This window comes from Nocardia brasiliensis ATCC 700358, from assembly GCF_000250675.2.
GTDB classification, from domain to species: domain Bacteria; phylum Actinomycetota; class Actinomycetes; order Mycobacteriales; family Mycobacteriaceae; genus Nocardia; species Nocardia brasiliensis_B.
This window is the reverse complement of record NC_018681.1, coordinates 367,565-394,189: the sequence shown is the minus strand read 5'-3', so window position 1 is coordinate 394,189 and position 26,625 is coordinate 367,565. Positions and strand designations below refer to the sequence as shown.

26 protein-coding genes are annotated in these 26,625 nt (G+C 67.4%); 16 read left to right on the top strand and 10 right to left on the bottom strand.

Annotated features, from left to right (window positions below):
- Positions 1–235: 235 nt before the first annotated feature.
- From O3I_RS01730 to O3I_RS01715, 4 genes are all read left to right on the top strand, one after another.
- Positions 236–1,375: a Fic family protein gene (locus tag O3I_RS01730; RefSeq protein ID WP_014981166.1), complete on the top strand. Its 1,140-nt coding sequence runs from the start codon at positions 236–238 to the stop codon at positions 1,373–1,375.
- A 71-nt stretch (positions 1,376–1,446) separates the two neighbouring features.
- Entirely contained in the window at positions 1,447–2,148 is a 702-nt protein-coding gene (locus O3I_RS01725) for a GntR family transcriptional regulator (RefSeq protein ID WP_014981165.1), read from the top strand.
- Between the two features lie 50 nt (positions 2,149–2,198).
- The gene (atzF, locus tag O3I_RS01720; RefSeq protein ID WP_014981164.1) at positions 2,199–3,917 is read left to right on the top strand and encodes an allophanate hydrolase; all 1,719 of its coding nucleotides are present in this window, start codon (positions 2,199–2,201) and stop codon (positions 3,915–3,917) included.
- Positions 3,918–4,016: 99 nt separating this feature from the next.
- The gene (locus O3I_RS01715) at positions 4,017–5,246 is read left to right on the top strand and encodes an FAD-dependent monooxygenase (RefSeq protein WP_014981163.1); all 1,230 of its coding nucleotides are present in this window, start codon (positions 4,017–4,019) and stop codon (positions 5,244–5,246) included.
- 5 nt (positions 5,247–5,251) lie between these two features.
- Here O3I_RS01715 and O3I_RS01710 read toward each other — a convergent pair whose 3' ends face one another.
- From O3I_RS01710 to O3I_RS01700, 3 genes are all read right to left on the bottom strand, one after another.
- Positions 5,252–5,839, bottom strand: a complete 588-nt coding sequence (locus O3I_RS01710; RefSeq protein ID WP_014981162.1) for a TetR/AcrR family transcriptional regulator — start codon at positions 5,837–5,839, stop codon at positions 5,252–5,254.
- Positions 5,836–7,062: a cytochrome P450 gene (locus O3I_RS01705; protein ID WP_014981161.1), complete on the bottom strand. Its 1,227-nt coding sequence runs from the start codon at positions 7,060–7,062 to the stop codon at positions 5,836–5,838. The genes O3I_RS01710 and O3I_RS01705 overlap by 4 nt, the downstream gene beginning before the upstream one ends.
- Before the next feature lie 806 nt (positions 7,063–7,868).
- A complete protein-coding gene (locus O3I_RS01700) occupies positions 7,869–9,419 on the bottom strand; it encodes an MFS transporter (RefSeq protein ID WP_014981160.1) in 1,551 nt (516 codons plus the stop codon).
- Between the two features lie 161 nt (positions 9,420–9,580).
- Between O3I_RS01700 and O3I_RS01695 the strand changes: the two genes are divergently transcribed.
- Positions 9,581–10,318, top strand: a complete 738-nt coding sequence (locus tag O3I_RS01695; RefSeq protein WP_014981159.1) for a TetR/AcrR family transcriptional regulator — start codon at positions 9,581–9,583, stop codon at positions 10,316–10,318.
- A 7-nt stretch (positions 10,319–10,325) separates the two neighbouring features.
- Here O3I_RS01695 and O3I_RS01690 read toward each other — a convergent pair whose 3' ends face one another.
- Together O3I_RS01690 and O3I_RS01685 are read right to left on the bottom strand one after the other, a co-directional pair.
- Positions 10,326–11,681, bottom strand: a complete 1,356-nt coding sequence (locus tag O3I_RS01690) for a serine hydrolase domain-containing protein (protein WP_014981158.1) — start codon at positions 11,679–11,681, stop codon at positions 10,326–10,328.
- A gap of 66 nt (positions 11,682–11,747) precedes the next feature.
- Positions 11,748–13,100, bottom strand: coding sequence for a serine hydrolase domain-containing protein (locus tag O3I_RS01685; protein WP_014981157.1), 1,353 nt, complete (start codon positions 13,098–13,100; stop codon positions 11,748–11,750).
- A 310-nt stretch (positions 13,101–13,410) separates the two neighbouring features.
- Between O3I_RS01685 and O3I_RS01680 the strand changes: the two genes are divergently transcribed.
- From O3I_RS01680 to O3I_RS01660, 5 genes are all read left to right on the top strand, one after another.
- A complete protein-coding gene (locus O3I_RS01680) occupies positions 13,411–13,851 on the top strand; it encodes a Fur family transcriptional regulator (protein ID WP_014981156.1) in 441 nt (146 codons plus the stop codon).
- A gap of 60 nt (positions 13,852–13,911) precedes the next feature.
- Positions 13,912–15,399, top strand: coding sequence for a catalase (locus O3I_RS01675; protein WP_014981155.1), 1,488 nt, complete (start codon positions 13,912–13,914; stop codon positions 15,397–15,399).
- Positions 15,400–15,506: 107 nt separating this feature from the next.
- Positions 15,507–16,427: a class A beta-lactamase gene (gene bla, locus O3I_RS01670; protein ID WP_014981154.1), complete on the top strand. Its 921-nt coding sequence runs from the start codon at positions 15,507–15,509 to the stop codon at positions 16,425–16,427.
- Between the two features lie 76 nt (positions 16,428–16,503).
- Positions 16,504–17,148, top strand: coding sequence for a TetR/AcrR family transcriptional regulator (locus tag O3I_RS01665; RefSeq protein WP_014981153.1), 645 nt, complete (start codon positions 16,504–16,506; stop codon positions 17,146–17,148).
- 105 nt (positions 17,149–17,253) lie between these two features.
- Positions 17,254–19,695 (top strand): glycoside hydrolase family 3 protein, encoded by a 2,442-nt coding sequence (locus tag O3I_RS01660; protein ID WP_014981152.1) that lies wholly within the window; start codon positions 17,254–17,256, stop codon positions 19,693–19,695.
- Positions 19,696–19,740: 45 nt separating this feature from the next.
- Here the strand turns inward: O3I_RS01660 and O3I_RS01655 are convergent, their stop codons facing one another.
- From O3I_RS01655 to O3I_RS01645, 3 genes are all read right to left on the bottom strand, one after another.
- The gene (locus O3I_RS01655; RefSeq protein ID WP_014981151.1) at positions 19,741–20,775 is read right to left on the bottom strand and encodes an aspartate-semialdehyde dehydrogenase; all 1,035 of its coding nucleotides are present in this window, start codon (positions 20,773–20,775) and stop codon (positions 19,741–19,743) included.
- A 2-nt stretch (positions 20,776–20,777) separates the two neighbouring features.
- Entirely contained in the window at positions 20,778–22,043 is a 1,266-nt protein-coding gene (locus tag O3I_RS01650) for an aspartate kinase (protein WP_014981150.1), read from the bottom strand.
- An 83-nt stretch (positions 22,044–22,126) separates the two neighbouring features.
- Positions 22,127–22,588, bottom strand: coding sequence for an SgcJ/EcaC family oxidoreductase (locus O3I_RS01645; RefSeq protein ID WP_014981149.1), 462 nt, complete (start codon positions 22,586–22,588; stop codon positions 22,127–22,129).
- Positions 22,589–22,684: 96 nt separating this feature from the next.
- On the opposite strand from O3I_RS01645, the gene O3I_RS01640 reads away from it, so the two are divergent.
- From O3I_RS01640 to O3I_RS47000, 3 genes are read left to right on the top strand one after another with little or no spacing between them, the layout of a single operon-like run.
- Positions 22,685–23,164, top strand: coding sequence for a MarR family winged helix-turn-helix transcriptional regulator (locus O3I_RS01640; RefSeq protein WP_014981148.1), 480 nt, complete (start codon positions 22,685–22,687; stop codon positions 23,162–23,164).
- Positions 23,165–23,185: 21 nt separating this feature from the next.
- Positions 23,186–23,599, top strand: a complete 414-nt coding sequence (locus O3I_RS01635) for a secondary thiamine-phosphate synthase enzyme YjbQ (protein ID WP_014981147.1) — start codon at positions 23,186–23,188, stop codon at positions 23,597–23,599.
- Between the two features lie 38 nt (positions 23,600–23,637).
- On the top strand, positions 23,638–23,784 hold the full coding sequence (locus O3I_RS47000; protein ID WP_014981146.1) for a CGNR zinc finger domain-containing protein: 147 nt from the start codon (positions 23,638–23,640) through the stop codon (positions 23,782–23,784).
- An 80-nt stretch (positions 23,785–23,864) separates the two neighbouring features.
- Here O3I_RS47000 and O3I_RS01630 read toward each other — a convergent pair whose 3' ends face one another.
- Positions 23,865–24,440 (bottom strand): dihydrofolate reductase family protein, encoded by a 576-nt coding sequence (locus tag O3I_RS01630; protein ID WP_014981145.1) that lies wholly within the window; start codon positions 24,438–24,440, stop codon positions 23,865–23,867.
- A gap of 29 nt (positions 24,441–24,469) precedes the next feature.
- Positions 24,470–25,045 (bottom strand): dihydrofolate reductase family protein, encoded by a 576-nt coding sequence (locus tag O3I_RS01625; protein WP_014981144.1) that lies wholly within the window; start codon positions 25,043–25,045, stop codon positions 24,470–24,472.
- A 58-nt stretch (positions 25,046–25,103) separates the two neighbouring features.
- Between O3I_RS01625 and O3I_RS01620 the strand changes: the two genes are divergently transcribed.
- The 3 genes from O3I_RS01620 (at position 25,104) to O3I_RS01610 (ending at position 26,585) form a co-directional block, all read left to right on the top strand.
- Entirely contained in the window at positions 25,104–25,691 is a 588-nt protein-coding gene (locus tag O3I_RS01620) for a TetR/AcrR family transcriptional regulator (protein WP_014981143.1), read from the top strand.
- Between the two features lie 63 nt (positions 25,692–25,754).
- A complete protein-coding gene (locus tag O3I_RS01615; RefSeq protein WP_041563288.1) occupies positions 25,755–25,943 on the top strand; it encodes a DUF1918 domain-containing protein in 189 nt (62 codons plus the stop codon).
- 183 nt (positions 25,944–26,126) lie between these two features.
- The gene (locus O3I_RS01610) at positions 26,127–26,585 is read left to right on the top strand and encodes an SRPBCC family protein (protein WP_014981141.1); all 459 of its coding nucleotides are present in this window, start codon (positions 26,127–26,129) and stop codon (positions 26,583–26,585) included.
- Positions 26,586–26,625: the final 40 nt, after the last annotated feature.

Genomic DNA, 26,625 nt, shown 5'->3' with positions numbered 1-26,625 from the left:
CCCATTGTGTCCGGCGCGCACACGCCACCTCATCCAACTGGACCAGCCCCGTTTCCACGCCCGCCGACCCTAAAAGTGTGCGCCCCTTCCCACCCCCAGCCAACCCCCCGCGCACCGCTCTCGACGTGCGGCCGAATTCCCATGGCCAGTTCACAGAGTCCCGTTGTCCCTAATTTTGAGACAATCTTCGTACCTTTGTCCTAAGATTAGAGACATCAGGACATGGAGGTGTGCGGTGCTTTACACAACCCCCGTACTCGACGCCACCGACCAGATCGTGCTCGCCGGAATCTACCGTCGTCGGGACAATCTGGCCTCGGCGATGCGGGTGCCGAAACGGTGGCCCGGTTTGCTGCGCCGCAATCTCATGGCTCGCGCCATCCGGGGCTCGAACAGCATCGAGGGCTACCACGTCGAAACCGATGACGCGGCGGCTGCCGTCGACTACGAAGAGGCGCTGACCGCGGACGAACAGACCTTCGCCGAGATCCGCGGATACCGGCAGGCCCTCGGCTATGTCCTCACCGTGGCGCAGGGCAGTGCGTCCGTCGACGAATCCACCATCAAGGCATTGCATTTCATGATGCTCGGCCACGATCTGTCCAAGAGCCCCGGCCAGTACCGCACCGGAGCGATCTACGTGCGCGATGAATCGACCGGTGATGCGGTCTACGAGGGCCCGGGTTCAGCGATGGTTCCGGAGTTGATGGCCGAATTCGCGGACACGTTGGGAAACGAGACCGATCCGATCGTCGCGGGTGCGATGGCGCATCTGAATCTGGTGATGATCCATCCCTTTCGCGATGGCAACGGCCGAATGGCACGCGCACTACAAACTCTCGTCGTCTCCCGCGGTGGTCTCGCCGAACCGACCTTTTGCAGTATCGAGGAATGGCTCGGCGTGAATACCGAGGACTACTACCGCATTCTGGCGATCACCGGTGCCGGCGTCTGGTCCCCGACACGAGACGCCGGGCTGTGGCTGAAGTTCAACCTGCGTGCCCATGACATCCAAGCCCAAACGGTCGAGGGACGACTACGGCGCACCGAACGCGCCTGGCTTCGCCTCGATGAGCGGACCACCGAACTCAAACTGCCCGAACGGGTTACCGATATCCTGTACGACGCGTTGATCGGGTTCCGCATCCGCAGGCACGGCTACCTCGTGCGCGCGGCGATCGACGAGCGCACTGCCTCGCGCGACTTCAAAGCCTTGACCGAGATCGGACTGCTGGCCGCGCGGGGCGAGACCCGCGCACGCCACTACGTCGCCGGACCGAAGTTGCTGGAGCTCAGATCGGTCGTCCGGGCGGAAGTGCCGCGGCGGATTGTGGATCCGTATCCCAAGCTGCGGGCCGAGTTGTTGATGCTTTGAGGGCGGGTGGGTTACGGGGTGCTTACTTGGTGTCATGTGGATGAAATGCGAGGTCGGTAGCGTATACAGGTATGTCGACACGGGCGGGCACACTGGAGAGTGCGGGCGGGCGGCCGCTGCGGGATGTGGTGTATGCGGCGTTGCGCGCAGAGTTGATGAACGGGGACATCAAGTTCGGGGAGCGGTTGACCGAGCCGAAGCTGGCGGCGCGGTTCGGCATCTCACGGACACCGATCCGTGAGGCGTTGACCGTGCTCTGCGCGGACGGCCTGCTGCGACGCGAGGAGTTCGGGTTCAGCCCGGTGCGTCCGAGCATCCCGTTGATCCGCGACCTCTACGAGCTGCGAACCACACTGGAACTGGGCGGAATACAGCGCGCGCTGACGAACCCGGCGGTGTCGCACGACCGTGCCCTGCTCGAGGCGGAACGCGACGCGTGGCTGGCACTGCGCGCCGACCCGCCCGCGCAGGAACCGGGATTCGTGGTGCGCGACGAAGAATTCCACGTCACGCTGCTCACGGCCGCGGGCAACGCCGAAATGGTGCGGGCCCTGCAGGCGGTGAACTCCCGCATCCGGCATGTCCGGATGTACGACTTCATGGTCAACAACCGCGTCGAGACCACCATCGCCGAACACCTCGACATCCTCGATGCCTTACTGGCCGAAGATCTTTCGCTCGCCTACCGGCTGCTGCACACACATATCGGCGCATCGCTCGACGTGGTGCTCGACCGCGTCACCCGGGCCATCGCCGCGATGGCCGCCGAATAGACCACGCCGAAATACGGGAATCCCCACCAGCAGTGATCGGAGTCGACTGAATGACCACCGGCGACCCAGCCAGGACCGCAACCCCCACCGAACGCGTGACCGCCGCGTATCAGCGGATCGCCGAGGTGGATCGACCCGAGGTGTGGATCACGCTGCGCGACCAGCAGGCGGTCGCCGCCGAGGCCGCGGCGATCGAAGCGCGGCTGGCCGCCGGCGCGGTGCTGCCGCTGGCCGGTCTACTGGTCGCGGTCAAGGACAACATCGATGTGGCGGGCCTGCCGACCACCGCGGCATGCCCCGAATTCGCCTACACCGCGCAGCGCACCGCGTCGGCGATCGAACGGCTGGTCGCGGCGGGCGCGGTCGTGCTCGGCAAGACCAATCTCGACCAGTTCGCCACCGGTTTGGTCGGTACGCGCAGTCCGTACGGCGCGGTGCGCAACGCGCATGACCCAGCACTGGTCTCCGGTGGGTCCAGTTCGGGTTCGGCGGTGGCCGTCGCGCTGGGAATCGCCGATCTCGGCATCGGCACCGACACCGCGGGTTCCGGCCGCGTGCCCGCCGCCTATCACGGAATCGTCGGTGTCAAAGCGACATTGGGCATCATCCCGACGCACGGCGTGGTGCCCGCGTGCGCGGACTACGACGCGGTCACCGTTTTCGCCGGCGATCTCGATACGGCGGTGGCGGCGGCCGCGGTGATGTGCGGGCCCGAGCCACGCGATCCGCGTAGTCGCACCTGGCCGGCCGATGTCCGGCTGGCGGCACCGGCGGCGGCGCGTATCGCGGTCCCGCGCGCCGCCGACCTCGCCGCACTGTGTGCATCGTATCGCGGGGCGTTCACCAGAACTGTTGCCGCCGTGGCTGATTCCGGTGCGACGCTCGAAGAAGTCGATATCTCCGGCTTGCTCGAGGCCGCGCGGTTGCTCTATGACGGCGCGATCGTCGCCGAACGTCATGCCGCGGTCGGCGAGTTCCTGGCCACCGCGCCCGCCGGTGCGGACCCGACGGTCGCCGCGATCATCGAATCCGCGGGTAAGACAACGGGTCCGGGATTCGCCGCGGATCTCGACGCGTTGGCGCGCGCCCGTGCGGCCGCCGCCGAGCTGCTTGCGGACTACGACGCACTGCTGCTGCCGACCACTACCGAGCATCCGAGTATCGCTGCGGTGCAGGCGGATCCGCTGGGTATCAACCGCCGGCTCGGTACCTACACGAACTTCTGCAACCTGCTCGATCTGGCGGCCGTGGCGGTGCCCGGCGCACCCACGGCCGACGGTGCGCCGTTCGGCGTCATGCTGGTGACCGCCGCGTTCGCCGATCAGGTCGGCATCGATCTCGCAGCTCGCCTGCTCGGCGCCGAAACCGCGCCGCTGCTGGTACAGCGCGGTGTCGAACTAGCCGTCTTCGGCGCGCACCTGCGCGGTCAACCGCTGCACTGGCAGCTCGAGCAGATCGGCGCGCGCTTCGCCGGCGACATCCGCACGACAGACGCCTACCGCCTGACCGCATTGGACACCACACCGGCGAAACCTGGACTGGTGCGGCACGGCCCGGGCCTAGGCGCCCCCATCGCCGGCGAACTGTTCCGCGTCGCTACCGCCGGGTTGGGCGAGTTCCTGGCTGCTCTGCCCGCCCCGATGGCGCTGACCAGCATCGAACTGTCCGATGGCCGTTCGGTGATCGGTTTCGCGTGCACTTACGACGCCGCGATCACCGCCACCGACATCACGTCGTTCGGCGGATGGAAGGCCTATATCCAGCACTGACCAACCCTGAACGCTCGTCTTACACGTTTGTACTAGACACATGTCTCAGCCTGCTGTAGACATATGTCTAAGACATTCGAGCAAGCAAGGGAACAACAGATGAGCACCCACACCCAGCCCCGCGTCCTCGTCGCCGGCGGCGGCATCGGCGGCAACGCCGTTGCGTTGCAACTGCTTCGGGCCGGCATCCGGGCCACCGTGGTCGAGCGCGCCGCCGCCCCGCGGCCGGGCGGACAGGCGGTCGACCTGCGGGGACCGAGCGCCGAGGTCGCCGAACGGATGGGTCTGATGCCGGGCATCCGCGCCTTCCAGCTGGACGAGCGCGGCATGAAGTTCGTCGACGCCGCGGGCCGCGACATCGTCCGGATGCCGACCGAGCTGTTCGACGGCAAGGGCGCCATCGCCGAAATCGAGATCACCCGTGGGGATTTGAACCAGGTTCTGCTCGACGCGCTGACGGCCGAGGGCGGCGTGGACTACCGCTACGGCGAGTGGATCACCGATATCCACCAGGACGGAACCGGCGTCGACGTCACCTTCGCATCGGGCACGAGCGCCCGCTACGACGTGCTGATCGGCGCGGACGGCCTGCACTCGGGCACCCGCCGGATGGTGTTCGGCCCCGAGGAGCAGTTCTCCACCTACCTGGGCGGGTATATGTCCTTCTTCACCATGCCCAGCGCCGCGGACGCGGAGGACCACTGGTTCACCACGCACTCGCTGGTCGGCGCGACCAATATCGGACTGCGCCCGGATGCCGACCCGGCCACCTCGAAGGCCCTGATCACAGTGCGCATACCGGCCGACCCCGCGCTGCGCCGCGATGTCGCGGCCCAGCAGGACCTGCTCCGGCGCAAGCTGGCGGGCGGCGGCTGGGAAGCGGCGCGGATCGCCGCCGCGATGCCGGGGGCGACCGACTTCTATTTCGACGAGCTGGCGCGCATCGACATGCCCGCCTGGTCGCAGGGCCGGGTCGTGCTGCTCGGCGACGCGGGCTACTGCGGCTCACCCCTGTCCGGGCAGGGCACCGCGATGGCGCTGCTCGGCGCCTACGTGCTGGCCGGTGAAATCGCCTCGCACGGCGCGGATCCCGAGCTGGCGCTGGCCCGCTACGAGGAGGTGCTGCGCCCGTTCATCGCGAAGGCGCAGGAACTCGCCCCTGGCGGCCTGAAGGCCATGACGCCCGAGACCGCGTGGGGCATCCGGGCGGGCCAGACGCTCAGCAAGCTGATGACCTCGAAGGTGCTGCGGCCGTTGATGATGAGAATGTTCACCAAGACCGAGTCCTACGAACTGCCGGACTACCCGGCACACAGCATCGCCGGGTAATCCGGCTACTCGACCACGGTCCGCTCGTCCAGCAGAAACGGAAGCACGAAGGTACGCAGCATGGTTCGTTCTTCGTCTTCGCCGTTCCCGGGCAGGGTCAGCAGCGAGACCATGGCACGGATCACCCACTGGCCGACGCGTTGCGCCGCCGTCGTGGGCAGGCCGGGGCGGAAACCGGACACGAAGTCGGCGGCGAGCGCGTCCAGCACTGCAGACGAATTCGACAGCTGCGCAACGATTCCGGCGTTGTCCGCGGCAAACCACACCGCCAGGTGCGGAGTCTTGCGCACCTCCGCGAGCAACGCGGTGAGCCCGTCGAGCAAGCGGTCCGCCGGGTCCGTGGCCGCCGGGCGGGCCGGATCACGCCACACCCGTTCGACCACCTGGCGCGCTTCGCGCCCGGCGAAGGCCACGTACAGCGCCTGGCGATTCTCGAAGTAGCGATACAGCGTCGCCCTCGAACACCCTGCGGCCTCGGCCACTTCGGCCATGCCGATACCGCTGACCCCCTTCTCGATGAACAGCGCACGGACCGCGTCGAGGATGCGCTCGCTCGCCAGTTCCGCGCGACCGTCCGCCAGCCAGCCGCTCATGCCGCACACCGGAACGCGAGCGTGGTCGGCCGCCGCACATACGGTCCGGGCGCGTATTCGACCGAATCCATATCCACCACATAGCCGGGGAAGCGTTCGAGCAGTTCCTCCAACGCGACCCGGGCCTGCATCCGGGCGACCGCGGCACCCAGGCAGTGGTGGGGTCCGTGGCCGAAGGTGAGGATGCGCTGCGGATTCCGGTCGATGTCGAGTTCGGCGGCGTCGCCGCCGAACGCCTGCTCGTCCCGGTTGGCGGAGCCGAAGACCAGGAGCACCTTGCGTCCGGCGGGAATCGACTTGCCGCCCAGCTGAAGTGGCCGCGTCGCGGTGCGCGCCAAACACTGCACCGGCGCAGTGAGCCGGGCGAATTCCTCGATGGCCGTACCGATCCGGTCCCTGTCCTCGACCAGCGCCGCCCGCTGGTCCGGATGTTGTTGCAGCAGTTGGACAGCGCCTCCGAGTAGGCCCGTCGTGGTGTCGTTGCCCCCGGCCACCATGGTCCAGGTGTAGGCCAGAATCTGCACCAGGCCACGGACATCGGCATCGTCGGCCGCCATCCCCGCCTGTACGAGCAACGACACCGTATCGTCGCCCGGATCGGTTCTGCGCCGCTTGATCAGCTCGGCGAAGTAACCCATCATCGCCATCGAGGCGGGCAGCGCCTGAGTACTGGCCCGATCGGTACTGCCCGCGACGACGGCGTCGGTCCAGCCGTCGAACCGGCCCCGGTCCGCGGCGGGCACACCCAGGTAATGCGCGACGACCATGCTCGGCAGCGGTTTGAACAGCCGCGCGACGATATCGCCCCCGCCGTCGGCGGCGAGGCCGTCCAGGCGTTCGCGAACGAACTGCCGCACCACCGGCTCCACCTCGCGCACTTGGCGCGGCGTGAAGCCGCGGGCGACGAGTTTGCGAAAGTCGGTGTGCTCAGGCGGATCTTGCATCACCAGTGGTGGATTGTCGGTGAGGCCGATCTGTTCCAGTTCGCCGTACTCCACGGTCAGCCCGTCGCGGGAGGAGTAGGTCTCGCTGTCGCGGGCGGCGGCGTACACGTGCTCGTGGGTGGTCAGCACCCAGTAGTCGGCGGCCGGGCGGGCCTGCGGCACCACGTGATGGACCGGGTCCTGTTCGCGCAGCGCGGCATACATCGCCCACGGCGAAACCCAGGTGGGGCCGGATCGCAACTCGAAGACCGGAGCCGGACGATACGCATCGATCAACATGTAGTGACGGTAAGACAAAATGGCAAAAGTGTCTAGAACAAGTTCCAGTCGTGCTGCCCGGACCGATCACCCTCCGAAACCGGTCCGGCCGCCCGTCCGACCCGAGACCGGCGCCTGCGCACCCCGTGGTTACCTTCGGCAGTGGCAACGCCGAGTTGCCCGCCAGCTCCGGGAAGAGCCATCGAAGGCGTATACCCCGTGTCCCGAGTGGCCTACCGAGCCGGTCACCCCTCGTGGACCGGCCCGGCAGGCACTCTCAACCCCCGGGACCCGACCTGCCAACCCCTCGAAGACAGGTCGAGCCCCGTTCCCCACCCCCGGTGGTGGCTCTGCACCCCGTCAACCGGAGCACCCGGTGTATTCGGTGTGACTCAAACAATGCCGTCGGCGGCTTAGCACGCACTTAAGAACACCTTGTAGGGGAAAAATTGCAGGTGATGGTGCCGATACGGCGACGAATGTGCGGAGTTTGTAGCACGCGGTCCCGGATAGCCGATGATGGAGACAAGTGCGCCAAGGAGATTGGAACGACGATGGAAACCGTGGTGGTCTGGGTACTGGCCTGTGTGCTGTATTGGTGGGGCCTGCTGTAGCAGTCGGCCGGAAAGCCTGGTCCACCCGGACCAGGCCTACTACATGCGGTCGTAGGCGTTCGCGCCGATACCGCCGGGAGTTGCCACGGCGCATCCCACCGCAGCGGGCCGTCCACCCGCCCCCGCACTACTTCGGCTCAACCACCCGCCGAGCGCCCTGACCACACTGCGCCTCCGGCGAAAGTGCCGGAGGCGCAGTGAGATTCGGCAGGGTCAGCGGTCCGCGCCGACCGAATCCGGCACGATCTTCTCCCCCTCCGCCGAATCGACTGTGCGCCCGGCACGTTCACGCATCAGCACCAGCGCCAAGGCGGCCGCGCCGAGCACGGCGCAGGCGCCCGCGACGAACGTGGTGGACATGGCGACGGTGAACGCGGAACGAGCGGCGGCGGCGAGCGCGCCGTCACCGGTGGCGCTCGCCAGGGCCAACGCATCGGAGATGGCTTCCCTGGCGTGTTCCGGTGCGGCGTCCGGCATTTGGCCGGTGTAGCTGCCGGCCAGCACCGCGCCGAGGATGGCGACGCCGAGCGCGGCGCCCGCCTGCTGAATGGTGTCGTTGAGCGCGGAGCCGACGCCGGCGTGGTCGCCGGGCACCGCGCTCATCAGCGCGCCGATCGCCGCGGGCATCGCCAGACCCATGCCGCTGCCCAGCAGCGCGAGCGCCACCGCGGGCATCCAGAAGCTCTCGTCCACATCCAGCGTCGCCAGCACGCCGAACCCGGTCGCGGTGATCACCAGGCCCGTCGCCACGATCCACCGGTTGCCGACCTTGCCGGCCAGCGACGCCCCGATGCCGTTGCACACCAGTACCGCGACGGCCATCGGCGTGAACGCGAACGCGGTCTGCGTCGGCGTGTACTCGAGCACGAATTGCAGGTACTGGGTCAGCACCAGCAGCAGTCCGCCGCTGGCGAAGGTCAGCAGCACCAGCGAGAAGCTGGAGCCGGTGAAGATCCGGTTGCGGAACAGTTCCAGCGGAACCATCGGCGACTCGGTACTAAGCTCGCGAATCACGAAGCCCGCCAACGAGATCACCGCGATCACCAACGCCGTCAAGGTGCCACGCGCGGTGAATCCGTCGATCGGGGTGACGATGATGGTCCACACCAGCGCGGTCATGCCGATCACCGAGAGCAGCATGCCCGGCAGGTCCGGCTTGCGCCACGGCCCTCGGGATTCGGGCATCAGCAGGAACGCCGCGACGATCGCCACCACCACGATGGGCACGTTCAACACGAACACCGAGCCCCACCAGAAGTGATCGAGCAGGAAGCCGCCGAATATCGGGCCGCCGACCATGCCGACGACGGAGACCGCGCTCCACGCGCCGATCGCCTTCGGCCGTTCCCGCTCGTCGAAGACGGTGATCAGGATCGACAGCGTGCTCGGCATGATCAACGCGCCGCCGATGCCCATCAGCACGCGGCCGCCGATCAGCAACTCCGAGGTGGTGGCGAAGGCCGCGAGCGCCGACGCCGCGCCGAACAGGAACAGGCCGATGACCATCACCAGCCGACGACCGTATCGGTCGGACAGGCTGCCGGAGGTGAGCAGCAGTCCGGCGAAAACCAGAATGTAGGAGTCGATGATCCACTGAATGTCCTGCGCGCCCGCACCCAGGTCGGTGGCGATCTGCGGGATCGCCACATTCAGCACCATATTGTCGATGACCAGCACCAATGAGCTGAAGCACAGCACGATCAGGATGAGCCAGCGGCGCGGATCGCGCGCCGCGACAGCCACCTCTTCGGTCGATTCGGTCATGTTCGTGAACCCTTCTGGATAAACCCCGCCGCACACCGTGCGGATATTCGAACACTGTACGGTCAGCGCACAACGTGCGCAATACCCAACAGTGTGCGTCAGACCGCACGATGTGCGGTCTCGGCGGCTATGCTGGGCCGAGGCCCGAAAGGAGCAGACGCATGCCGGCGAAGGAACAACCGATCGCGTCCGTGTGGGCGCGGCCGCGGAAACCACGACGCGAACAGCCCGCGCTCAGCCGCGAACAGATCGTCGCGGCAGCGCTCGCACTGCTGGACAGCGCGGGCTTCGAAGCGCTGAGCATGCGCAAACTCGGCGCCGAACTCAATGCCGGCGCGACCTCGCTGTATACCCACGTGGCCAATCGCGACGAGCTGATCGAACTGGTCGCCGACGCCGCACTGGGCGCACTCCCGGTCCCCGATCCGGCGGACCCGCGCGGCTGGCGTGCGGCGGTCACCGACTTCACCGTCGCACTGCGCCGCACCATGCTGCGGCACCCGTGGCTGTCATCGATGATCGGCGAAATCGGCACCCTGTACCTGGGGCCGAACATGATGCGCGGCACCGACGGCTTTCTCGGTGTGCTGGAGCAGGCCGGAATGGACTCGGCCACCGCCGACCTCGCGATGAGCACCGTCCTCGGCTACGCCTTCGGCATCACCATGTCCGAGGCCGCCTCGCTCCGGGTGGTGCAGCGCAGCGGGCTCAGCGAAACGCAGTGGTACGCGAGCATCTGGCCGGCCGCCGAGTCCGCCGCCCGGAGCTATCCGTATCTGCACAAACGCTATGCCGCACCGCCCACGAACGATCTGTCGACCGAACGCGACCAATTGTTCGTCCGCCAGCTGGAATTCATCCTCGACGGCCTGGAAGGCGCACTACGCCGGGCGGATTGAACGAGTTCTACCTGCGAATGCCGGGTGCGCCGGGGCCCAGGCAGACCAGGATGGCGCACCCCGGCGCGGTGTCCCAAAATGGCGGCGCCAGTGGGGAATTCAGGCAGGACAAGACGTTACATCCGGGATAGGCGAAGGGCCCCGCGCCGAAAACCGCCAGCACGAAGTTGAAGTCGACGAACTGGCCGGGGTTGAGCCGGATCGGCGGTTCGACGTACGGTCCCGGATCGGGAATCGGCGGCTCGTGGAACGCCGCGAAGAGCCTGCGGAAGAACTCGTACGGCAGTTCCTGGGTGTTCTGGATCACGCCGGACAGACCGTACTGGCTGACATTGCCGTAGAACCCGGTCCACACCACGGTGAGATCGAGACTCGGCACGATGAAGACGTTCTGCATGCCGAGGCCGGCCATCATGTACACATCGGACGGCAGAATCGCCGCGGATTCGGCACAACCCGGCCCGAGCCAGAACAGATAGCCGTAGCACCGGTTGGTCGCCGACGGCGTGCGCGCCTGTCGCAGATACTCCCGGGAGACGAGTTGCGTTGCACCCCAGCGTCCGTCATTGCCGACGAGCAGTCCGAGCTTGGCGAAGTCGTTGGGCGGGATCATCAGGTGCGCGTAGCCGTAGGTATGTGCGGAACGGTCCCGGGCCCAGTAGTAGTCGCCGCGTTCGATGCCGAGCGGATCGAACAGTTCCCGCTGCGCGAACTGCTGGAGCGGTTCGCCGATCGCCGATTCCATGACGTAGGTGAGCAGGTCGACGTTGCGCTGGCTGTAGCTGAAAACAGTGCCGGGCGGGTTGTCCAGTGGCACCCCCAATGCCTGTACCGCGCTGTTCGGATCGATCGGAATCACCGCGGTGGCACCCTCGGTCAGCACGCCGACCTTCATCCCCGAGGTTTCGGTGAGCAGATTCGCCACGGTGATCGAGCGATGTTGGGCATCGCCGAGGCCCGGCGGCAGGTACCGGTCTATCCGGGCGTCGATATCGAGCTTGCCCTGGTCCCAGGCGATTCCGGCGAGCAGCGACACCACGCTCTTCGTGGCACTCCAGATGTTCCACGCGATATCGCCGGTCTGCGCGTTCGTCGGACCCTCGCCGATCAGGCAGTTGTGCCGGAACACCTGCACGTTCAACCGGTTTCGGGTGGCGGCGAACTGCAATGCGGCACTGAGCCGTTGCCGGTCCAGGCCGACCTGCTCCGGTTCGGCCCTGGCGAAATCGCGGCCGGACGACACCGCACAACTCGCCGTCTCCGATATCCGGCCGGGCTCTGCCTGCGCGCTCGCGACGACGCCGTGGCCCGCCACCAGCGATAGCGCGGCGAACCCGATCAGGAATCCACCGAATCGCCCCATGGACACGAGGTTATCGCGTGCGTCCAGGACAGACCGGGGAATGACGGATGCCGGGCGGGCCGAGATTCAGCGAATTCCTGGCGCACCGGGCCCGGTGCACAGCAGAATCGCACATCCCGGTGCGGTATCCCAAAAGGGCGGAGCCAGTGGATAGTCCAGGCAGGAGAAGACGTTGCAGCCCGGATAGGCGTTCGGGCCGATGCCGAACACCGCGAGCAGAATGTCCTCGTCGACGTAGGTGCGCGGATCCAGCCGCACCGGCGGCTCGACGAACGGGCCGGGGTCGGGCAGGGGCCGATCGTGGAAGGCGGCGAAGAGTCGCCGGAAGAATTCGTAGGGCAGTTCGGCTTGATTCTGCAGGGTGCCGGTCAATCCGCCGCTGCTCTTGTTACCGAAGAAGCCGGTCCAGACCACCGTCAGATCGAGGCTGGGGATGCCGAAGACGTTCTGCATGCCCAGCCCGTCCATCATGAAGATGTCCTCCGGCACGTTGTAGAGCGGTGCCGCGCACTCGGGCCCGAGCCAGAACAGGTAGCCGTAACACTCGTTCGGCTCGGACGGCCGCAGTGCCGCGCGCAAATACTCCGTCGAGACGATTTGCTTTGTGCCCCAACGTCCGTCGTTGCTCACCAGCAGGCCGAGTTTGGCGAAATCGTTCGGCGGGATCATCAAGTGGGCGTAACCGTAGGTGTGCCCGGCACGATCGCGCGCCCAGTAGTAGTCGCCGCGTTCGATGCCGAGCGGATCGAACAGCTCGCGCTGCGCGAACTGCTGCAACGGCTCGCCCACCGCCAGCTCCATGACATAGGTGAGCAGGTCGACGTTGCGCTGGCTGTACCGGAACGTGGTGCCCGGCGGGTGGTCCAGCGGCATACCCAACGCCTGCACCGCGCTGTTCGGGTCGATCGGGATCACGCCGGTGATGCCCTCGGTGAGCGCGCCGACCCGCATGCCCGAGGATTCGGTGAGCAGATTCGCCACGGTGATCGAGCGATGCTCGGCGTCCCCGAGTCCCGCAGGCAGGTACCGGTCGATCGGCGCGTCGAGATCGAGTTCGCCTCGGTCCCAAGCGATTCCCGCGAGCAGCGACACGATGCTCTTGGTGGAGCTCCAGATGTTCCACGCGACGTTGCCGGTCTGCGCGTTCGTCGGCCCCTCGCCTATCAGGCAGTTGTGCCGGAACACCTGCACATTGAAACGGGCCCGGGTGGCGGCGAAGGTCAGCGCGTCGGCGAGCCGGTCGCGATCCAGGCCGACCTGCTCGGGCTCGGCGCGAGCGAACTCGCGACCCGGCGACACCGCACAGCGCACGTCGCCGGACGCGCGGTCAGGGGTCGCGTGCGCGGTGCCGGTGCACAGATTCCCGGCCACCAGTGCCAGCGCGGCGAACCCGACCAGGAATCCACTGCATCGCCCCATGCGCACGAGGCTATCGCCGCGCTCGCCCGGATCGGGCCAGCCCGGCCCGGCGCGTCAGAAACCACAAACGCCGCCAGGTCCTACGACCTGGCGGCGCTGAGTCGCCGGACGCCACGCCAGCGTCACGACTCGTGCCGACGTCCCACAAGCGCCTCTCGGCGAGTGGTCGCACGTAGCGACAAAGGGTGAGGCCCGGGGCTGTCCGGACGCCGACAGTGGTGATCAACGACCACCGGCGCGGAAGTATTCCACGCATGACATGCCTCCTCTTTTCTTGACTCATTCCAGAAAAGAGGGGAGTATCGAAGTCATGCACACCAACCACACCGACGCCAAGGCGCAGCTGCGCGCGGCCGGTCTGCGGGTCACCGCCCCGCGGATCGCGGTGTTGGACGCGGTCGCGGCCGCACCGCACACCGATGCGGATCGTGTGGCCGCCACCGTCCGGCAAGCGCTGGGTTCGGTCTCCACCCAGGCCGTCTACGACGTCCTGCGGGCCTGCGTGCACGCCGGGATCCTGCGCCGGATCGAGCCCGCCGGATCGGCGGCGCTGTACGAGACCCGGACCGGAGACAACCATCACCATCTGGTGTGCCGCAGCTGCGGCACAGTCGTGGACATCGACTGTGTCGTGGGCGCAGCCCCGTGCCTGGAACCCGACGACGCACACGGGTTCGCGATCGACGAGGCAGAAGTCGTTTTCTGGGGTCTGTGCCCGCAATGCCGTACATCCACGCGGCAAGAATCCTGATCGAGTCCCGGGGGAACAGCCCACCCCTGGGACATTCGCACCGACGAGGAGGCTTCGAACATGACCAAGCCGACAACGACGAATACCGGCACCCCGGTGGAGAGCGACAACGAATCGCTCACCGCGGGCACGCAGGGCCCGATCCTGCTGCACGATCACTACCTGATCGAGAAGCTCGCCCAGTTCAACCGCGAGCGGGTGCCGGAGCGGATCGTGCACGCCAAGGGCGCGGGCGCCTACGGCGAACTGGTCGTCACCAACGACGTCAGCCGCTACACCAAGGCCAAGTTGTTCCAGCCCGGCGCGCGCACCGAGTCGCTGGTCCGGTTCTCCACCGTCGCCGGCGAGCAGGGCAGCCCCGACACCTGGCGCGACCCACGGGGCTTCGCGGTGAAGTTCTACACCGAGGACGGCAACTACGACCTGGTCGGCAACAACACCCCGGTCTTCTTCATCAAGGACCCGATCAAGTTCCCCGACTTCATCCGTTCGCAGAAGCGCTTGCCCGGCAACGGACTTCGCGACCACAACATGCAGTGGGACTTCTGGACGCTGCGCCCCGAGTCGGCGCACCAGGTGACCTGGCTGATGGGTGATCGCGGCATCCCGAAGACCTACCGGCACATGAACGGCTACGGCTCGCACACCTACCAGTGGATCAACGCCGCGGGCGAACGCTTCTGGGTGAAGTACCACTTCAAGACCGACCAGGGCATCGACTATCTGACCCAGGCCGACGCCGACCGGATCGCCGGCGAGAACGCCGACTACCACCGCAAAGACCTGTGGGATGCGATCGAACGCGGCGAGTTCCCCAGCTGGACGCTGCACGTCCAGGTGATGCCGGTCGCCGAGGCGGAGAACTACCGGTTCAACCCGTTCGACCTGACCAAGGTGTGGTCGCACAAGGACTACCCGCTGATCGAGGTCGGCAAGTGGACGCTGAACCGCAACCCGGCCAACTACTTCGTCGATATCGAGCAGGCCGCCTTCGAGCCGTCGAATGTCGTTCCCGGCATCGGCTATTCGCCCGACAAGATGCTGCTCGGCCGCGTGTTCGCCTACGCGGACGCGCACCGCTACCGGATCGGCACCAACTACGCGCAGCTGCCGCCGAACCTGCCGCGCGCCGCGCAGGTGAACTCCTACTCCAAGGAGGGCGCCATGCGGTACTTCTACAACGACGCGAATGTGCCGGTGTACGCGCCGAATTCGTACGGCGGGCCGCACGCCGATCCGGCGCAGGCGCCCGACGGGGGACTCTGGGAGTTCGAGCCGACCATGGTGCGGGCGGGCTATATCGAGCACGCCGAGGACGGGGACTTCACCCAGCCGGGCACCTTGGTGCGCGAGGTGTTCAACGATGCGCAGCGGGACCGTCTGGTGAGCAACGTCGTCGGACATGTGCTCGGCGGCGTGCAGGAGCCGGTGCTGAGCCGGGTCTTCGAATACTGGACCAAGGTGGATCCCGAGATCGGCAAGCGGATCGAAGAAGGGGTGCGCGCCGGGCTCGACGGCGCCTCGACACCGCCGCCCGCGCAGGGCTGAGTGCCTGGTCGCGGGGTGCGCACATGCGCATCCCGCGACCATTTCCGCAGGTCAACCGGACCGCGGTCGCAGTTGCCGGATGATCACCCGCCTGCAAAAGTGGTGGGATGATTCGGTTCACACGTGATACCCGGGTGGCGTTGGCCGCCGCCGCGCTGGTCCTGCCGCTGCTCGCCGGCTGCGGTACCGATTCCCCTGCGGCACAGACCGAATCAGCCGTGGCGAGCACCGCGGCCGTGGCCGCTCCCGCCGAACTGACTGCGCTGGAACAGCAGTACGACGCCCAGCTCGGGCTGTTCGCCGTCGACACCGGCAGTGGGAAGACGCTGACCAATCGCGCCGACCAGCGCATGCCCTTCCTGTCCACCTTCAAAGGGCTCGCTGCGGGCGCACTGCTGAAGGCGCACCCGCTCGCCACCGGATACTTCGACAAGGTCGTGCATTTCACCGAAGCCGACCTGGTCACCTATTCGCCGGTCACCAGCACCAAAGTGGCCGAGGGCATGACCATCGCCCAGATAGCCGACGCCGCGATCACCCAGAGCGACAACACCGCGGGCAACCTGCTGCTTCGCGAACTCGGTGGGCCGCAAGGACTCACCGCCTTTCTGCGCACCCTCGGCGACCAGGTCAGCCGCCTCGACCGCTGGGAACCGGATCTCAACACCGCCCTGCCCGACGATGAACGCGACACCACCACCCCCGCCGCGCTCGCCGCCGACTACCGCGCCTTGGTCCTGGGCGATGCCCTGGGCGCTCCCGAACGCGACCAGCTCACCAAGTGGCTGAAGGCGAACACCACCGGCGACAAGCGCATTCGCGCGGGCGTCCCGGCAGGCTGGACCACCGGCGACAAAACCGGCACCGGCGACTACGGCATGGCCAACGACGCGGCCGTCACCTGGCCCGACGGCGGCCGCGCCCCCCTTGTCATCGCCATCCAAACCCGCAAATCCACCACAGCAGCCGAACCCAGCAACGACCTCGTCGCCGCCGCCACCAAACTCGTCGTCGAAAAGCTGCGCTGACCGTCGGAGTTCCGGGGGCTGTTTCGCACGCGTCGAGATCGAGGGCACAGCGCGACCGCCGGATTAGGCTCGGGCGGTGACTGAGGGACGTGGCGGTCGGGCGGCGCAGGCGGATCGGCGGCGGGAGGAGATTCTCGAGGCCGCGCGAGAGGTCATCGCAGAGCGGGGGTATCGGGGGGCTTCGCTGGCGGCGGTGGCCGAGCGGGCGGGGCTGACGCAGCCCGGGCTGCTGCACTACTTTGCGAGTAAGGAGGACCTGCTGGTCGCGGTGCTGGAGGCGCGGGATCGGTGGGATACCGCGGCGTTCCTGGCCGGGCCCGCGGCGAGTTCGCGACTGTCGTCGATCGCGCAGTTGGTGGAGTACAACGCGATGCGGCCCGGGGTGGTGCAGACGTTCACGGCGCTGGCGGCCGAAAGCGTCACGGGCCGGCATCCGGCGCGCGCCTACTTCGTCGAGCGGTACGCGAACGCCAGGACGAAGGTCACGGAGCTGCTGCGGGCGGAGTTCGGAGACCGACTCGCGGGCGGGCGCACCCCGGAACAGGTGGCGCCGCTGCTGCTCGCGGTGATGGACGGTTTGCAGACGCAATGGCTGCTCGACCCGCAGACTGTTGACATGGGTGATTCCTTCCGGAACTTCATCGCTCTGCTCGGACCGGAAGCCGAGCCCGCAGACTTATCTGAAGATAACGAAAACATAACTTCACCTACTATTGATTAGGTGAGCATGGCGGCGTCGCCCGCCGCACGCTCCGCCCTTCGTGGCGACCGCCGACCGTTTCGCGACCGCCACGCGCATTGTCGTTGCGAGACAAAGGAGTTCACCATGACCCAGCTCGACCCGGCCCGCGAGGAAGTCGTGGCGGCGGCCATCGGCAAACTCGACCTGGACGCGAAGGCCCGGCTGCTGATGGGGCAGGACATGTGGTCGTTGCCCGCCCTGCCGGAGATCGGGCTGCGTTCGCTGGTGATGTCGGACGGGCCGATCGGGGTGCGCGGGGTGCATTGGACGGCCGATGATCCGTCGATCGCGCTGCCCTCGCCGACCGCGCTCGCCGCGAGCTGGGACCCGGAGCTGGCCCGGCGGGCGGGCAGGCTGCTCGCGCAGGAGGCGCGGCGCAAGAGCGTGCACGTGCTGCTCGCGCCCACGGTGAACCTGCACCGATCTCCGCTCGGCGGAAGACATTTCGAGTGTTACTCCGAGGACCCGTACCTCACCGGGCAGATCGGGACCGGGTACGTCCGCGGCGTGCAGGACGGCGGAATCGGCACCACCGTCAAACATTTCGTCGCCAACGACGCGGAGACCGACCGCTTCACCGTGAACAACGTGGTGTCCGCGCGCGCTCTGCGCGAACTGTATCTGGCACCGTTCGAGGCGATCGTCCGCGATGCGGGCCCGTGGGGCATCATGGCGGCGTACAACCGGGTGAACGGCCCGACCATGACCGAGCACCACGCGTTGCTCACCGGAATACTGCGCGGCGAATGGGGTTTCGACGGTTTCGTCGTCTCCGACTGGACCGCCGCCCGCTCGACGGTCCCGGCGATCACCGCCGGGCTCGATGTCGCGATGCCGGGACCGCGTGGCGTGTACGGCGAGGCGCTCGCCGCGGCGGTGCGCAACGGCGAGGTCGAGGAGTCCGTGGTGGATGCCGCGGTACGCAACGTGCTGCGGCTGGCGGCGCGGGTCGGCCTGCTCGACGGGGCCGAGCCCGCGGTGACCACGCTGCCGGACGAGATCGACGGCGTCGCGCTGGCGCACGAAATCGCCGGTCGCGGTTTCGTTCTGGTGCGCAACGAGCAGGTCGGCGGGCGGCCCGCGCTGCCTTTGGCGAAGGACGGGACGAAGGTGGCGTTGCTCGGGCTCGCCGCCCGCGACGCGCGCATCCTCGGCGGCGGCTCGGCGACCGTGTTCCCCGCGTCGGTGGTCTCCCCGCTGGACGGACTCACCGCCGCGCTGCCGCCCGGCGCCCTGACCTACGCGATCGGCGCCGCCCCGAGCGACGAACTCAGCGCCGCCGGCCGCGGATTCGACCTGCGCGCCCGCATTTTCGACGCCGACGGTGCGCTGCTCGGCGAGAGTTCGCTGCCCAACGGCACGGTCAACTGGCTGGGCGAACTACCCGACGGTGTCGCCTACGCCGACCTGCACACGGTCGAGGTGCGCGGCACCTTCACGCCCGAGGAGACCGGCGCGCACGCGTTCGGCACCAAGGGGATCGGCGATTTCCGGCTCACGGTCGGCGACTCGGTGCTGTTCGACGGCACCGAAACCCTCACCGGCTCCGATCCTTTCGAGGCCTTCTTCGGCACCCCCACCACGCGCGGCACCGTCGAGCTGACGGCCGGGACGACGGTCGAGGTGACGATGACACACACGCCGGTGAAGTTCGCGGACATGCCCATCCAGGCCGTCCTTTTCACCCTGGGGCACGCCGATCCCCGGCGCGACCCGGACGAGTTGATCGCCGAGGCCGTCGAGACGGCGCGCAACGCCGACGTCGCGGTGGTCGTGGTCGCCACTACCGAGCAGGTGGAATCGGAGGGCTTCGATCGCACGAACCTGCGCCTGCCCGGCCGGCAGGACGAGCTGGTGCACCGCGTGGCCGAGGTCAACCCGCACACCGTGGTGGTCGTCAACGCCGGTTCGCCGGTGGAAATGCCTTGGCGGGACCAGGTTTCGGCGGTGCTGCTGAGCTGGTTCCCCGGCCAGCAGGGCGGGGCGGCACTGGCCGAGGTCCTGCTCGGCGACACCGAACCGGGCGGGCGGCTGCCGACCACCTGGCCGGTCGCCCTGGCCGATTGCCCGGTCTCCGAGGTCACGCCGACCGACGGCGAATTGGTCTATCGGGAGGATCTGTTCATCGGCTACCGCGCCTGGGAGCGGGCGGGCACCGCGCCGGCGTACCCGTTCGGGCACGGATTCGGTTACACCACATGGGAATACGAGTCGATCGAGCGGGAGGCGACGACGGTGACCGTGCGGCTGCGCAATACCGGCGCCCGCCGCGGCGGTGAGGTGGTGCAGGTCTATCTCGCACCCGTCGCGGATTCGGTGGTGCGACCGGCTCGCTGGCTGGCCGGGTTCGCGCGGGTGGAAGCCGACCCCGGCGAGCTGGTCGAGGCACGAATCACCCTCCCGGACCGGGCATTCCAGATCTGGGACGAAGACCGGGACGCATGGCGTCCGGTACCCGGTGTCTACCAGATCGAGGCGGGCCACTCGTTCGCCGAACGACCGCTGACCACGCAGATCGAAGCGTAGGCGAACCGCTCCGCGGCCGTGCGCGTGCACGGCCGCGGCACGGGGTCAGCGATTGCTGAGCAGGACCTCAGCGATCTGAATGGTGTTGAGCGCAGCGCCCTTGCGCAGGTTGTCGCCCGAGATGAACAGGGCCAGGCCGCGGCCGTCCGGCACGCCGGGATCCTGCCGGATCCGGCCGACGAGCGAGTCGTCGGCGCCCGCCGCCTGCAACGGCGTCGGCACCTCGACCAGCTTGACGCCGGGCGCCTTGGCCAGGATCTCCTTGGCCTGCTCGACCGAGAGCGGCTGGTCGAACTCGGCGTTCACCGACAGCGAGTGCCCGGTGAACACCGGGACGCGCACGCAGGTGCCACTCACCAAAAGATCAGGGAGCCCCAGGATCTTGCGGCTCTCGTTGCGCAGCTTCTGGTCCTCGTCGGTCTCGCCGGAGCCGTCGTCGACGAGCGAACCGGCCAGCGGCAGCACGTTGAACGCGATGGGCGCGACGTACTTGTTCGGGGCCGGGAAGTCCAGGGCGCTGCCGTCGTGGGTCAGCTGCTCGGCGCCGTCGATCACCGCGCGCGCCTGCGTCGCGAGCTCTTCCACACCGGCCAGGCCACTACCGGACACCGCCTGGTAACTGGACACGATGAGGCGGCGCAGTCCCGCGATGTCGTGCAGCGGCTTCAGCACCGGCATCGCGGCCATGGTGGTGCAGTTCGGGTTCGCGATGATGCCCTTGGCCAGGTTGCGGGTCTGCTCCGGGTTGACCTCGCTCACCACCAGCGGCACGTCGGGGTCCTTGCGGAACGCCGACGAGTTGTCGATCACCGTGACGCCCGCGGCCGCGAACCGCGGGGCCTGTACGCGCGACATGGTGGCACCGGCGGAGAACAGCGCGATATCGAGTCCGGCCGGATCGGCCAGTTCGGTGTCCTCGACGACGATCTCGCCGCCGCGCCACGGCAGCGTCTTACCCGCCGAGCGCGACGAGGCGAAGAAACGCACCTCGTCGGCCGGAAAGTTGCGCTCTTCCAGCAGTTTCCGCATGACGGCGCCGACCTGACCGGTCGCGCCGACAACGCCTACTCGGATGCCCATGGTTATCGTCCTGTTCCCGCGTGCACCACGGCGACCTCGTCGCCGCCCAGCTCGAAGGCCCGGTGCAGCACCTTGACGGCCTCGTCCAGTTCGGTGTCCTTGACCAGCACCGAGATCCGGATCTCGGAGGTGGAGATGAGATCGATGTTCACGCCCGCGTCGGCCAGCGCCTCGCAGAACTTGGCGGTGACGCCCGGGTGGCTCTTCATGCCCGCGCCGACCAGCGACACCTTGCCGATGTGGTCGTCGTAGAGCACCTGGGAGAAGCCGATCTCGTCCTGCTGCTTGGTGAGCATCTCGACGGCACGCGCGCCGTCGGTCTTGGGCAGGGTGAAGGTGATGTCGGTCTTGCCGGTATCGATCTTGGAGATGTTCTGCAGCACCATGTCGATGTTGATCTCGGCGTCGGCGACCGCGCGGAACACCTTGGCGGCGTAGCCCGGCACGTCCGGCAGACCGACCACGGTCACCTTGGCCTCGCTGCGATCGTGCGCGACGCCCGTGAGGATTGCTTGCTCCAAGGGGATGTCCTCCATCGATCCGTAAACGTAGGTGCCCGGCTTGTCGGTATAGGACGAACGCACATGCACGGGCACGTTGTAGCGGCGCGCGTATTCGACGCAGCGCAGCATCAGCACCTTTGCGCCGCAGGCCGCGAGTTCCAGCATCTCCTCGTAGGAGACCTGCTCGAGCCGCTGCGCGTCCGGCACGATCCGCGGGTCGGCGGTGAAGACGCCGTCCACGTCGGTGTAGATCTCGCAGACGTCGGCCTCCAGCGCTGCGGCCAGCGCGACCGCGGTGGTGTCGGAACCGCCGCGCCCCAGCGTGGTGACGTCCTTGCTGTCCTGGCTGACGCCCTGGAAACCGGCGACGAGCACGATCTGACCGTCGTCGAGCGCCTGGCGCAGCCGCCCCGGCGTCACGTCGATGATCTTGGCGTTGCCGTGCGCGCCGGTGGTGATCACGCCGGCCTGGGAGCCGGTGAACGAGCGAGCCTCGGCGCCGAGCGAGTGGATGGCCATCGCGACCAGCGCGTTGGAGATGCGCTCACCCGAGGTGAGCAGCATGTCCATTTCCCGCGCGGGCGGCGCGGGCGCGACCTGCTGGGCGAGGTCGAGCAGTTCGTCGGTGGTGTCACCCATGGCCGAGCAGACGACCACCACGTCGTGGCCCTGCTTCTTCGTCTCGACGATCCGTTCAGCGACGCGCCGGATACGCTCGGCGGTTGCCACCGAGGATCCTCCGTACTTCTGAACAACGAGAGCCACGACAGGGTCCTCCAAGATCGACAACCAGCTGCTAACAGCCACCCAGCGTACCGGCCGTGGTCCAGCGGATTGCCGCTACCTCCTCAGCCGGCCGCCGCGCGGGAGCCGGCGCGCTGGTCGGACTTGGTCGCGAACTTCGCGAGCAGCCAGTGATATTTGGTGTTCTGGAAGGCCGCGATCCGCCATTCGCCGTTGGCGCGCACCACGATCGTGGTCTGCACCTTGGTGTTGCGCAGCGTGCGCCGGCGCCTTCCTTTGAGCACCGCCCCGCGCCCGTGCACCACCGCGACATCCGGGGTCAGAAAACGGAAGCCGGTGATCTCCCCGTCCATGCGGGTGTTCTTCAAGTACTTCTCGAAGACCGGGAGGTGGGACTCGTAGATCTCCTGGCGGCCCTTGCTGTGCGTGCCGAACCAGGTGACGTAGTCGGCGTCCTCGGCGAAAACCGCCGCGAAAGCCGCGGCGTCGCCCGCACCCCACGCCCTGGCCTGACGGTCGAACAACGCGTGGATGGCGGCCTCGTCTGTGTGCTGCGTGCTGGACATCACGAACTCCTCGAAAAAGCTGATCAGTTCATTAACTGCATGGCTCAATAGTTGATTTAGTAAGATATTGTCCGAGTGAGACTAAGGTGTCAAGCCATGCCGGAGAACGCGGAATCGAAACGAGCCGAACTGGGCGCGGCGTTGACCGTGGCCGCCCAGGTCAGCGCGACGGACGCGGTGATGATGCATCAGGCCGTCGCCGACAAAGCCGGACTGCACGTGACGGATCTACGCTGCTTGAACATGCTGCGACTGGGCGGGCCCGCGACCGCGGGTGAGCTGGCCGCCACCGCCGGACTGACCACCGGCGCGATCACCCGGATGATCGACCGGCTGTTGCAGGCGGGGTATGTCCAGCGCGAACACGACGCGCAGGACCGGCGGCGGGTGATCATCACCGCCGTCCCCGCCCGGATCGACGAGTTGGCCCCGCACTACGAACTGCTGGCACAGGAATTCGGCGCGGTGACCGCCGACTACACGGACGAGCAATTGGAACTCTTGCTCGAACTGTTCGGACGGTTGCACGAGACCTCGGTTCGGGTCACCAAGGCCTTGCGCACCGCCGAGGACTGAGCGGTGGCGCACGATGGAGTGATGAAGAGCACGGTATTAGCGGTGACCACCGGACGGACCGAGGTCGTGCAGGACATCACCGGGGAGTGCGCGTCATTCGTGCGCGAAGCCTCCGGTGGCGGTGACGGGCTGCTCAATGTGTTCGTGCCGCACGCGACAGCCGGGGTCGCGGTCATGGAACTCGGCGCGCGCAGCGACGACGATCTGCTCGCGGCGCTGCGCGAACTGCTGCCCGCCGACGATCGCTGGCGGCACGCACACGGATCGCGCGGACACGGACGTTCCCACGTGATGCCCGCCCTGATCGCGCCCTACGCCACGATCCCGGTGATCGACGGCGCGCTCGCCCTCGGCACCTGGCAGTCCGTCGCACTGGTCGACCTGAACGTCGACAACCCCGACCGCCAGGTGCGCCTGTCCTTCCTCAGCGACTAGATCCTGTCTCGCAGTCCGGTCGGACCGCGGAAGCGCCAATGGGACTGCTCGGCGTGTGCGCCGGACAGAACTGCCGAGGCACTTTCGTGGACCTCTCGCGCAACGGCTCGAAACAGTTCTGCACCCGCACTTGCGCCCACCGGGCCAGCGTCGCGGCCTACCGGAGCCGGCGCACCCCGCGGTGAGCGACGACCGAGTCCACCGAGCGTGCATCGCGAATGGCGGCGGCCGCAGCGAAAGACGCTGGGCCGCCGCCATTGCCGGGTCAGGCGCGGGTGAGCCAGGTGACCTGGTTGCCGTTGCTGAACTCGCGGCGTGCGGTCGGCGTGAACAGGGTCGGCTGGAACGCGCCGTCGAAAGCGCGCACACCCTGGCCCGCGACCACCGGGTAGCTCTTGATCACCAGCTCGTCGATCTCGCCGAGCAACGTGGCGGCCAGCTTGCCGCCACCGGCCAGCCAAATATCCTTGCCCTCTTCCTTTTTGAGCCGCTGAACCAGTGCGAGCGGGTCGGACTCGACCAATTCCACTGCGGGATCGTCGATCCGGCCGAGCGTGCTCGACACCACGTACTGCCGCATATGGCCGTACGGGCTGGTGAGCCCCACGGCCAAGGCCGGCTCGTAGGTGCCCCGGCCCATCACCAACGTGTCGAACCGCTGGTTCGGCGCGTCGACGGCGACACCGAAGTGCGGCCTCGCGTGCGTGGGCAGGGTCTCGGGGTAGTCGTGCCCGATCCAGGCGATGAAGTCCTCGGGCAACGGATAGAAGCTGATATCGCCGTCGGGTGCGGCGATGTAGCCGTCGAGCGACATGCCGACGAAGTAGGTGAGCTTTCGCATGGCAGAACCTCTTTCAGAAGGGGGAGCAATCAGGCGCGGGTAAACCAGGTGACCTGCGCGCCGTTGTCGAATTCCTTGCGCCGGGCCGGGGTGAACAGCGTCGGCTGGAACGCGCCGGCGAAGGCCGAGATCCCGCTGCCCGCAACGACCGGATAGCTCTTGATGATCAGTTCATCGAGTTCGCCCAGCAGCTGGGCGGCGAGGTTGCCGCCGCCGCACAACCAAATGTCGCCGCCCTCTTCCTTTTTGAGTCGCTGCACCAGCCCGAGCGGGTCGGACTCGACCAATTCCACTGCGGGATCGTCGATCCGGCCGAGCGTGCTCGACACCACGTACTGCTTCAGATGGCTGTACGGGCTGGTCATGCCCACGGCCAGGCCGGGCTCGTAGCTGCGGCGACCCATCAGCACGGTGTCGCATCGCGTGTTCGGTTCATCCACAGCCATGCCGACCTGCGACCGGAACCCGGTCGGCACGAACTCCGGGTACTCCGCGTTCAGCCAACGGCCCATCTCGTCGCTTTGCGGATAGAAGTCGTACTCCCCCGCCGGACCTGCGATGTAGCCGTCGAGCGACACGGCGACGTAATAGACGAGCTTTCGCATTCCGTTACCACCTAGCTTGTTGTACTCTCTTTGTAGTGGTCAGAATGTAGTACTACGGATGGAGTGGTGTCAAGTGCGGACCAACAACGAGCGCAGGCAGGCGCTGCTCGACGCGGCCATCGAGGTCCTGGCCAGGGACGGCGCGCGCGGTCTCACCTTTCGCGCGGTGGACAAGGACGCCGGGGTGCCCGCGGGTACCGCGTCGAACTACTTCGCGAACCGCGACGATCTGCTCACCCAGGCAGGCGGGCGCTTCTACGAACGGCTGCAGCCGAGCGAGGCCACCATGGCCGAACTCGCCACAGGACCGCAGACCCGCGAGCACATCGTCACGCTGATGAAAGAGGTCGTGGGTCGCATCGAGGCGTACCGCACCGGCTACCTCGCGCTGCTGGAGCTGCGCCTGGAGGCGACCCGGCGGCCCGAGCTGCGCGCTGTGCTGACCGATCGGGTGCGCGCGGACATCGAGTTCAACGTGCGCAATCACCTCGACGCCGGCTTGCCCGGTGACGAAAAGTCGGTACTACTGCTCTATCTCGCGCTGAACTGGCTGATCGTGGACCGGCTCACGTTGCCCGAGGTGTTCACCGAGCAGCAGAGCCAGGACCTCATCGAGGCGGCGGTAGCTCGGGTCATCCAGGGGTGAGACCAAACGGTCGCAACGATCGGAAACCCGGTGAGCGCCGTCACACCGTTCGATAATGAGTCGATGATGGCGAAGGTCGGCGACCGGTTGCTCGTGCACGGACACGTGGTGGGGCGGGGTGATCGGCAAGGGGAGATCATCGAGGTGCGCGGCCCGGACGGGTCGCCGCCCTATCTCGTCCGCTACACCGATGGGCGCGAATCCCTGGTGTATCCGGGACCGGACGCGATAGTGGAACCGGCGGACCGATGATCACGACGACGCCCGCCGAACCTTCCACCCGGAAGCTGTACACCGCGTAGTCGATCTTCACCCCGAACACATCAGTGCACGTCGCGGGTGTGCGCGAACCACCAATCCGTACCAGAAGGTTGACGGACCGAGAAGTGCTGGAGACAATCGGGCCGTTGTCCATCGGGGGTCGGAAGGTTTTTCATGCGCACCAGAACCGATATCCGATTCGTCGTCGACGCCGATTCCGCACAGGTACTCGATGCCCTGGCCGCCGTGGAAATGCTGCCGGAATGGTCACCGGGATATACCGATGCCCGCGTCGCGTCCCGCGACGACGCGCGACGACCACTGCGCGTATTCGTGAAGACCGAAATCCTGGGCAGCTCCGATATGCAGGTGCTGGAATACGATTGGGCCGAAGATCGGGTGTCCTGGCAGGTCACCGACAGCACTCGGAACGCGAAGGGCGGCGGCTTCTTCGAGATCTCCGAGGGCGCGGACGGCACCCGGGTCTGGTATCACGCGGAGATCTACTTACCCATCCCGGTGCCCGGCCTACTACTCAAGCGCACCGTGCGAAAGCTCAACGAGACCGCGGTGCAGAATTTCATCGAGTTTGCCGAACGGTTTCCGGAGACGGAAAACTTTCAAGCCGTATAGCCATGACGAATAACCGGAGAATTCCCCGCCACGCGCGCCC

Bases quoted from the DNA above. Each gene is read 5' to 3' on its own strand.
- O3I_RS01725 (WP_014981165.1), top strand. From the start codon at position 1,447: ATGTCGACACGGGCGGGCACACTGGAGAGTGCGGGCGGGCGGCCGCTG.
- atzF (WP_014981164.1), top strand. From the start codon at position 2,199: ATGACCACCGGCGACCCAGCCAGGACCGCAACCCCCACCGAACGCGTG.
- O3I_RS01715 (WP_014981163.1), top strand. From the start codon at position 4,017: ATGAGCACCCACACCCAGCCCCGCGTCCTCGTCGCCGGCGGCGGCATC.
- O3I_RS01710 (WP_014981162.1), bottom strand. From the start codon at position 5,839: ATGAGCGGCTGGCTGGCGGACGGTCGCGCGGAACTGGCGAGCGAGCGC.
- O3I_RS01705 (WP_014981161.1), bottom strand. From the start codon at position 7,062: ATGTTGATCGATGCGTATCGTCCGGCTCCGGTCTTCGAGTTGCGATCC.
- O3I_RS01700 (WP_014981160.1), bottom strand. From the start codon at position 9,419: ATGACCGAATCGACCGAAGAGGTGGCTGTCGCGGCGCGCGATCCGCGC.
- O3I_RS01695 (WP_014981159.1), top strand. From the start codon at position 9,581: ATGCCGGCGAAGGAACAACCGATCGCGTCCGTGTGGGCGCGGCCGCGG.
- O3I_RS01690 (WP_014981158.1), bottom strand. From the start codon at position 11,681: ATGGGGCGATTCGGTGGATTCCTGATCGGGTTCGCCGCGCTATCGCTG.
- O3I_RS01685 (WP_014981157.1), bottom strand. From the start codon at position 13,100: ATGGGGCGATGCAGTGGATTCCTGGTCGGGTTCGCCGCGCTGGCACTG.
- O3I_RS01680 (WP_014981156.1), top strand. From the start codon at position 13,411: ATGCACACCAACCACACCGACGCCAAGGCGCAGCTGCGCGCGGCCGGT.
- O3I_RS01675 (WP_014981155.1), top strand. From the start codon at position 13,912: ATGACCAAGCCGACAACGACGAATACCGGCACCCCGGTGGAGAGCGAC.
- bla (WP_014981154.1), top strand. From the start codon at position 15,507: ATGATTCGGTTCACACGTGATACCCGGGTGGCGTTGGCCGCCGCCGCG.
- O3I_RS01660 (WP_014981152.1), top strand. From the start codon at position 17,254: ATGACCCAGCTCGACCCGGCCCGCGAGGAAGTCGTGGCGGCGGCCATC.
- O3I_RS01655 (WP_014981151.1), bottom strand. From the start codon at position 20,775: ATGGGCATCCGAGTAGGCGTTGTCGGCGCGACCGGTCAGGTCGGCGCC.
- O3I_RS01645 (WP_014981149.1), bottom strand. From the start codon at position 22,588: ATGTCCAGCACGCAGCACACAGACGAGGCCGCCATCCACGCGTTGTTC.
- O3I_RS01640 (WP_014981148.1), top strand. From the start codon at position 22,685: ATGCCGGAGAACGCGGAATCGAAACGAGCCGAACTGGGCGCGGCGTTG.
- O3I_RS01635 (WP_014981147.1), top strand. From the start codon at position 23,186: ATGAAGAGCACGGTATTAGCGGTGACCACCGGACGGACCGAGGTCGTG.
- O3I_RS47000 (WP_014981146.1), top strand. From the start codon at position 23,638: ATGGGACTGCTCGGCGTGTGCGCCGGACAGAACTGCCGAGGCACTTTC.
- O3I_RS01630 (WP_014981145.1), bottom strand. From the start codon at position 24,440: ATGCGAAAGCTCACCTACTTCGTCGGCATGTCGCTCGACGGCTACATC.
- O3I_RS01625 (WP_014981144.1), bottom strand. From the start codon at position 25,045: ATGCGAAAGCTCGTCTATTACGTCGCCGTGTCGCTCGACGGCTACATC.
- O3I_RS01620 (WP_014981143.1), top strand. From the start codon at position 25,104: ATGGAGTGGTGTCAAGTGCGGACCAACAACGAGCGCAGGCAGGCGCTG.
- O3I_RS01615 (WP_041563288.1), top strand. From the start codon at position 25,755: ATGATGGCGAAGGTCGGCGACCGGTTGCTCGTGCACGGACACGTGGTG.
- O3I_RS01610 (WP_014981141.1), top strand. From the start codon at position 26,127: ATGCGCACCAGAACCGATATCCGATTCGTCGTCGACGCCGATTCCGCA.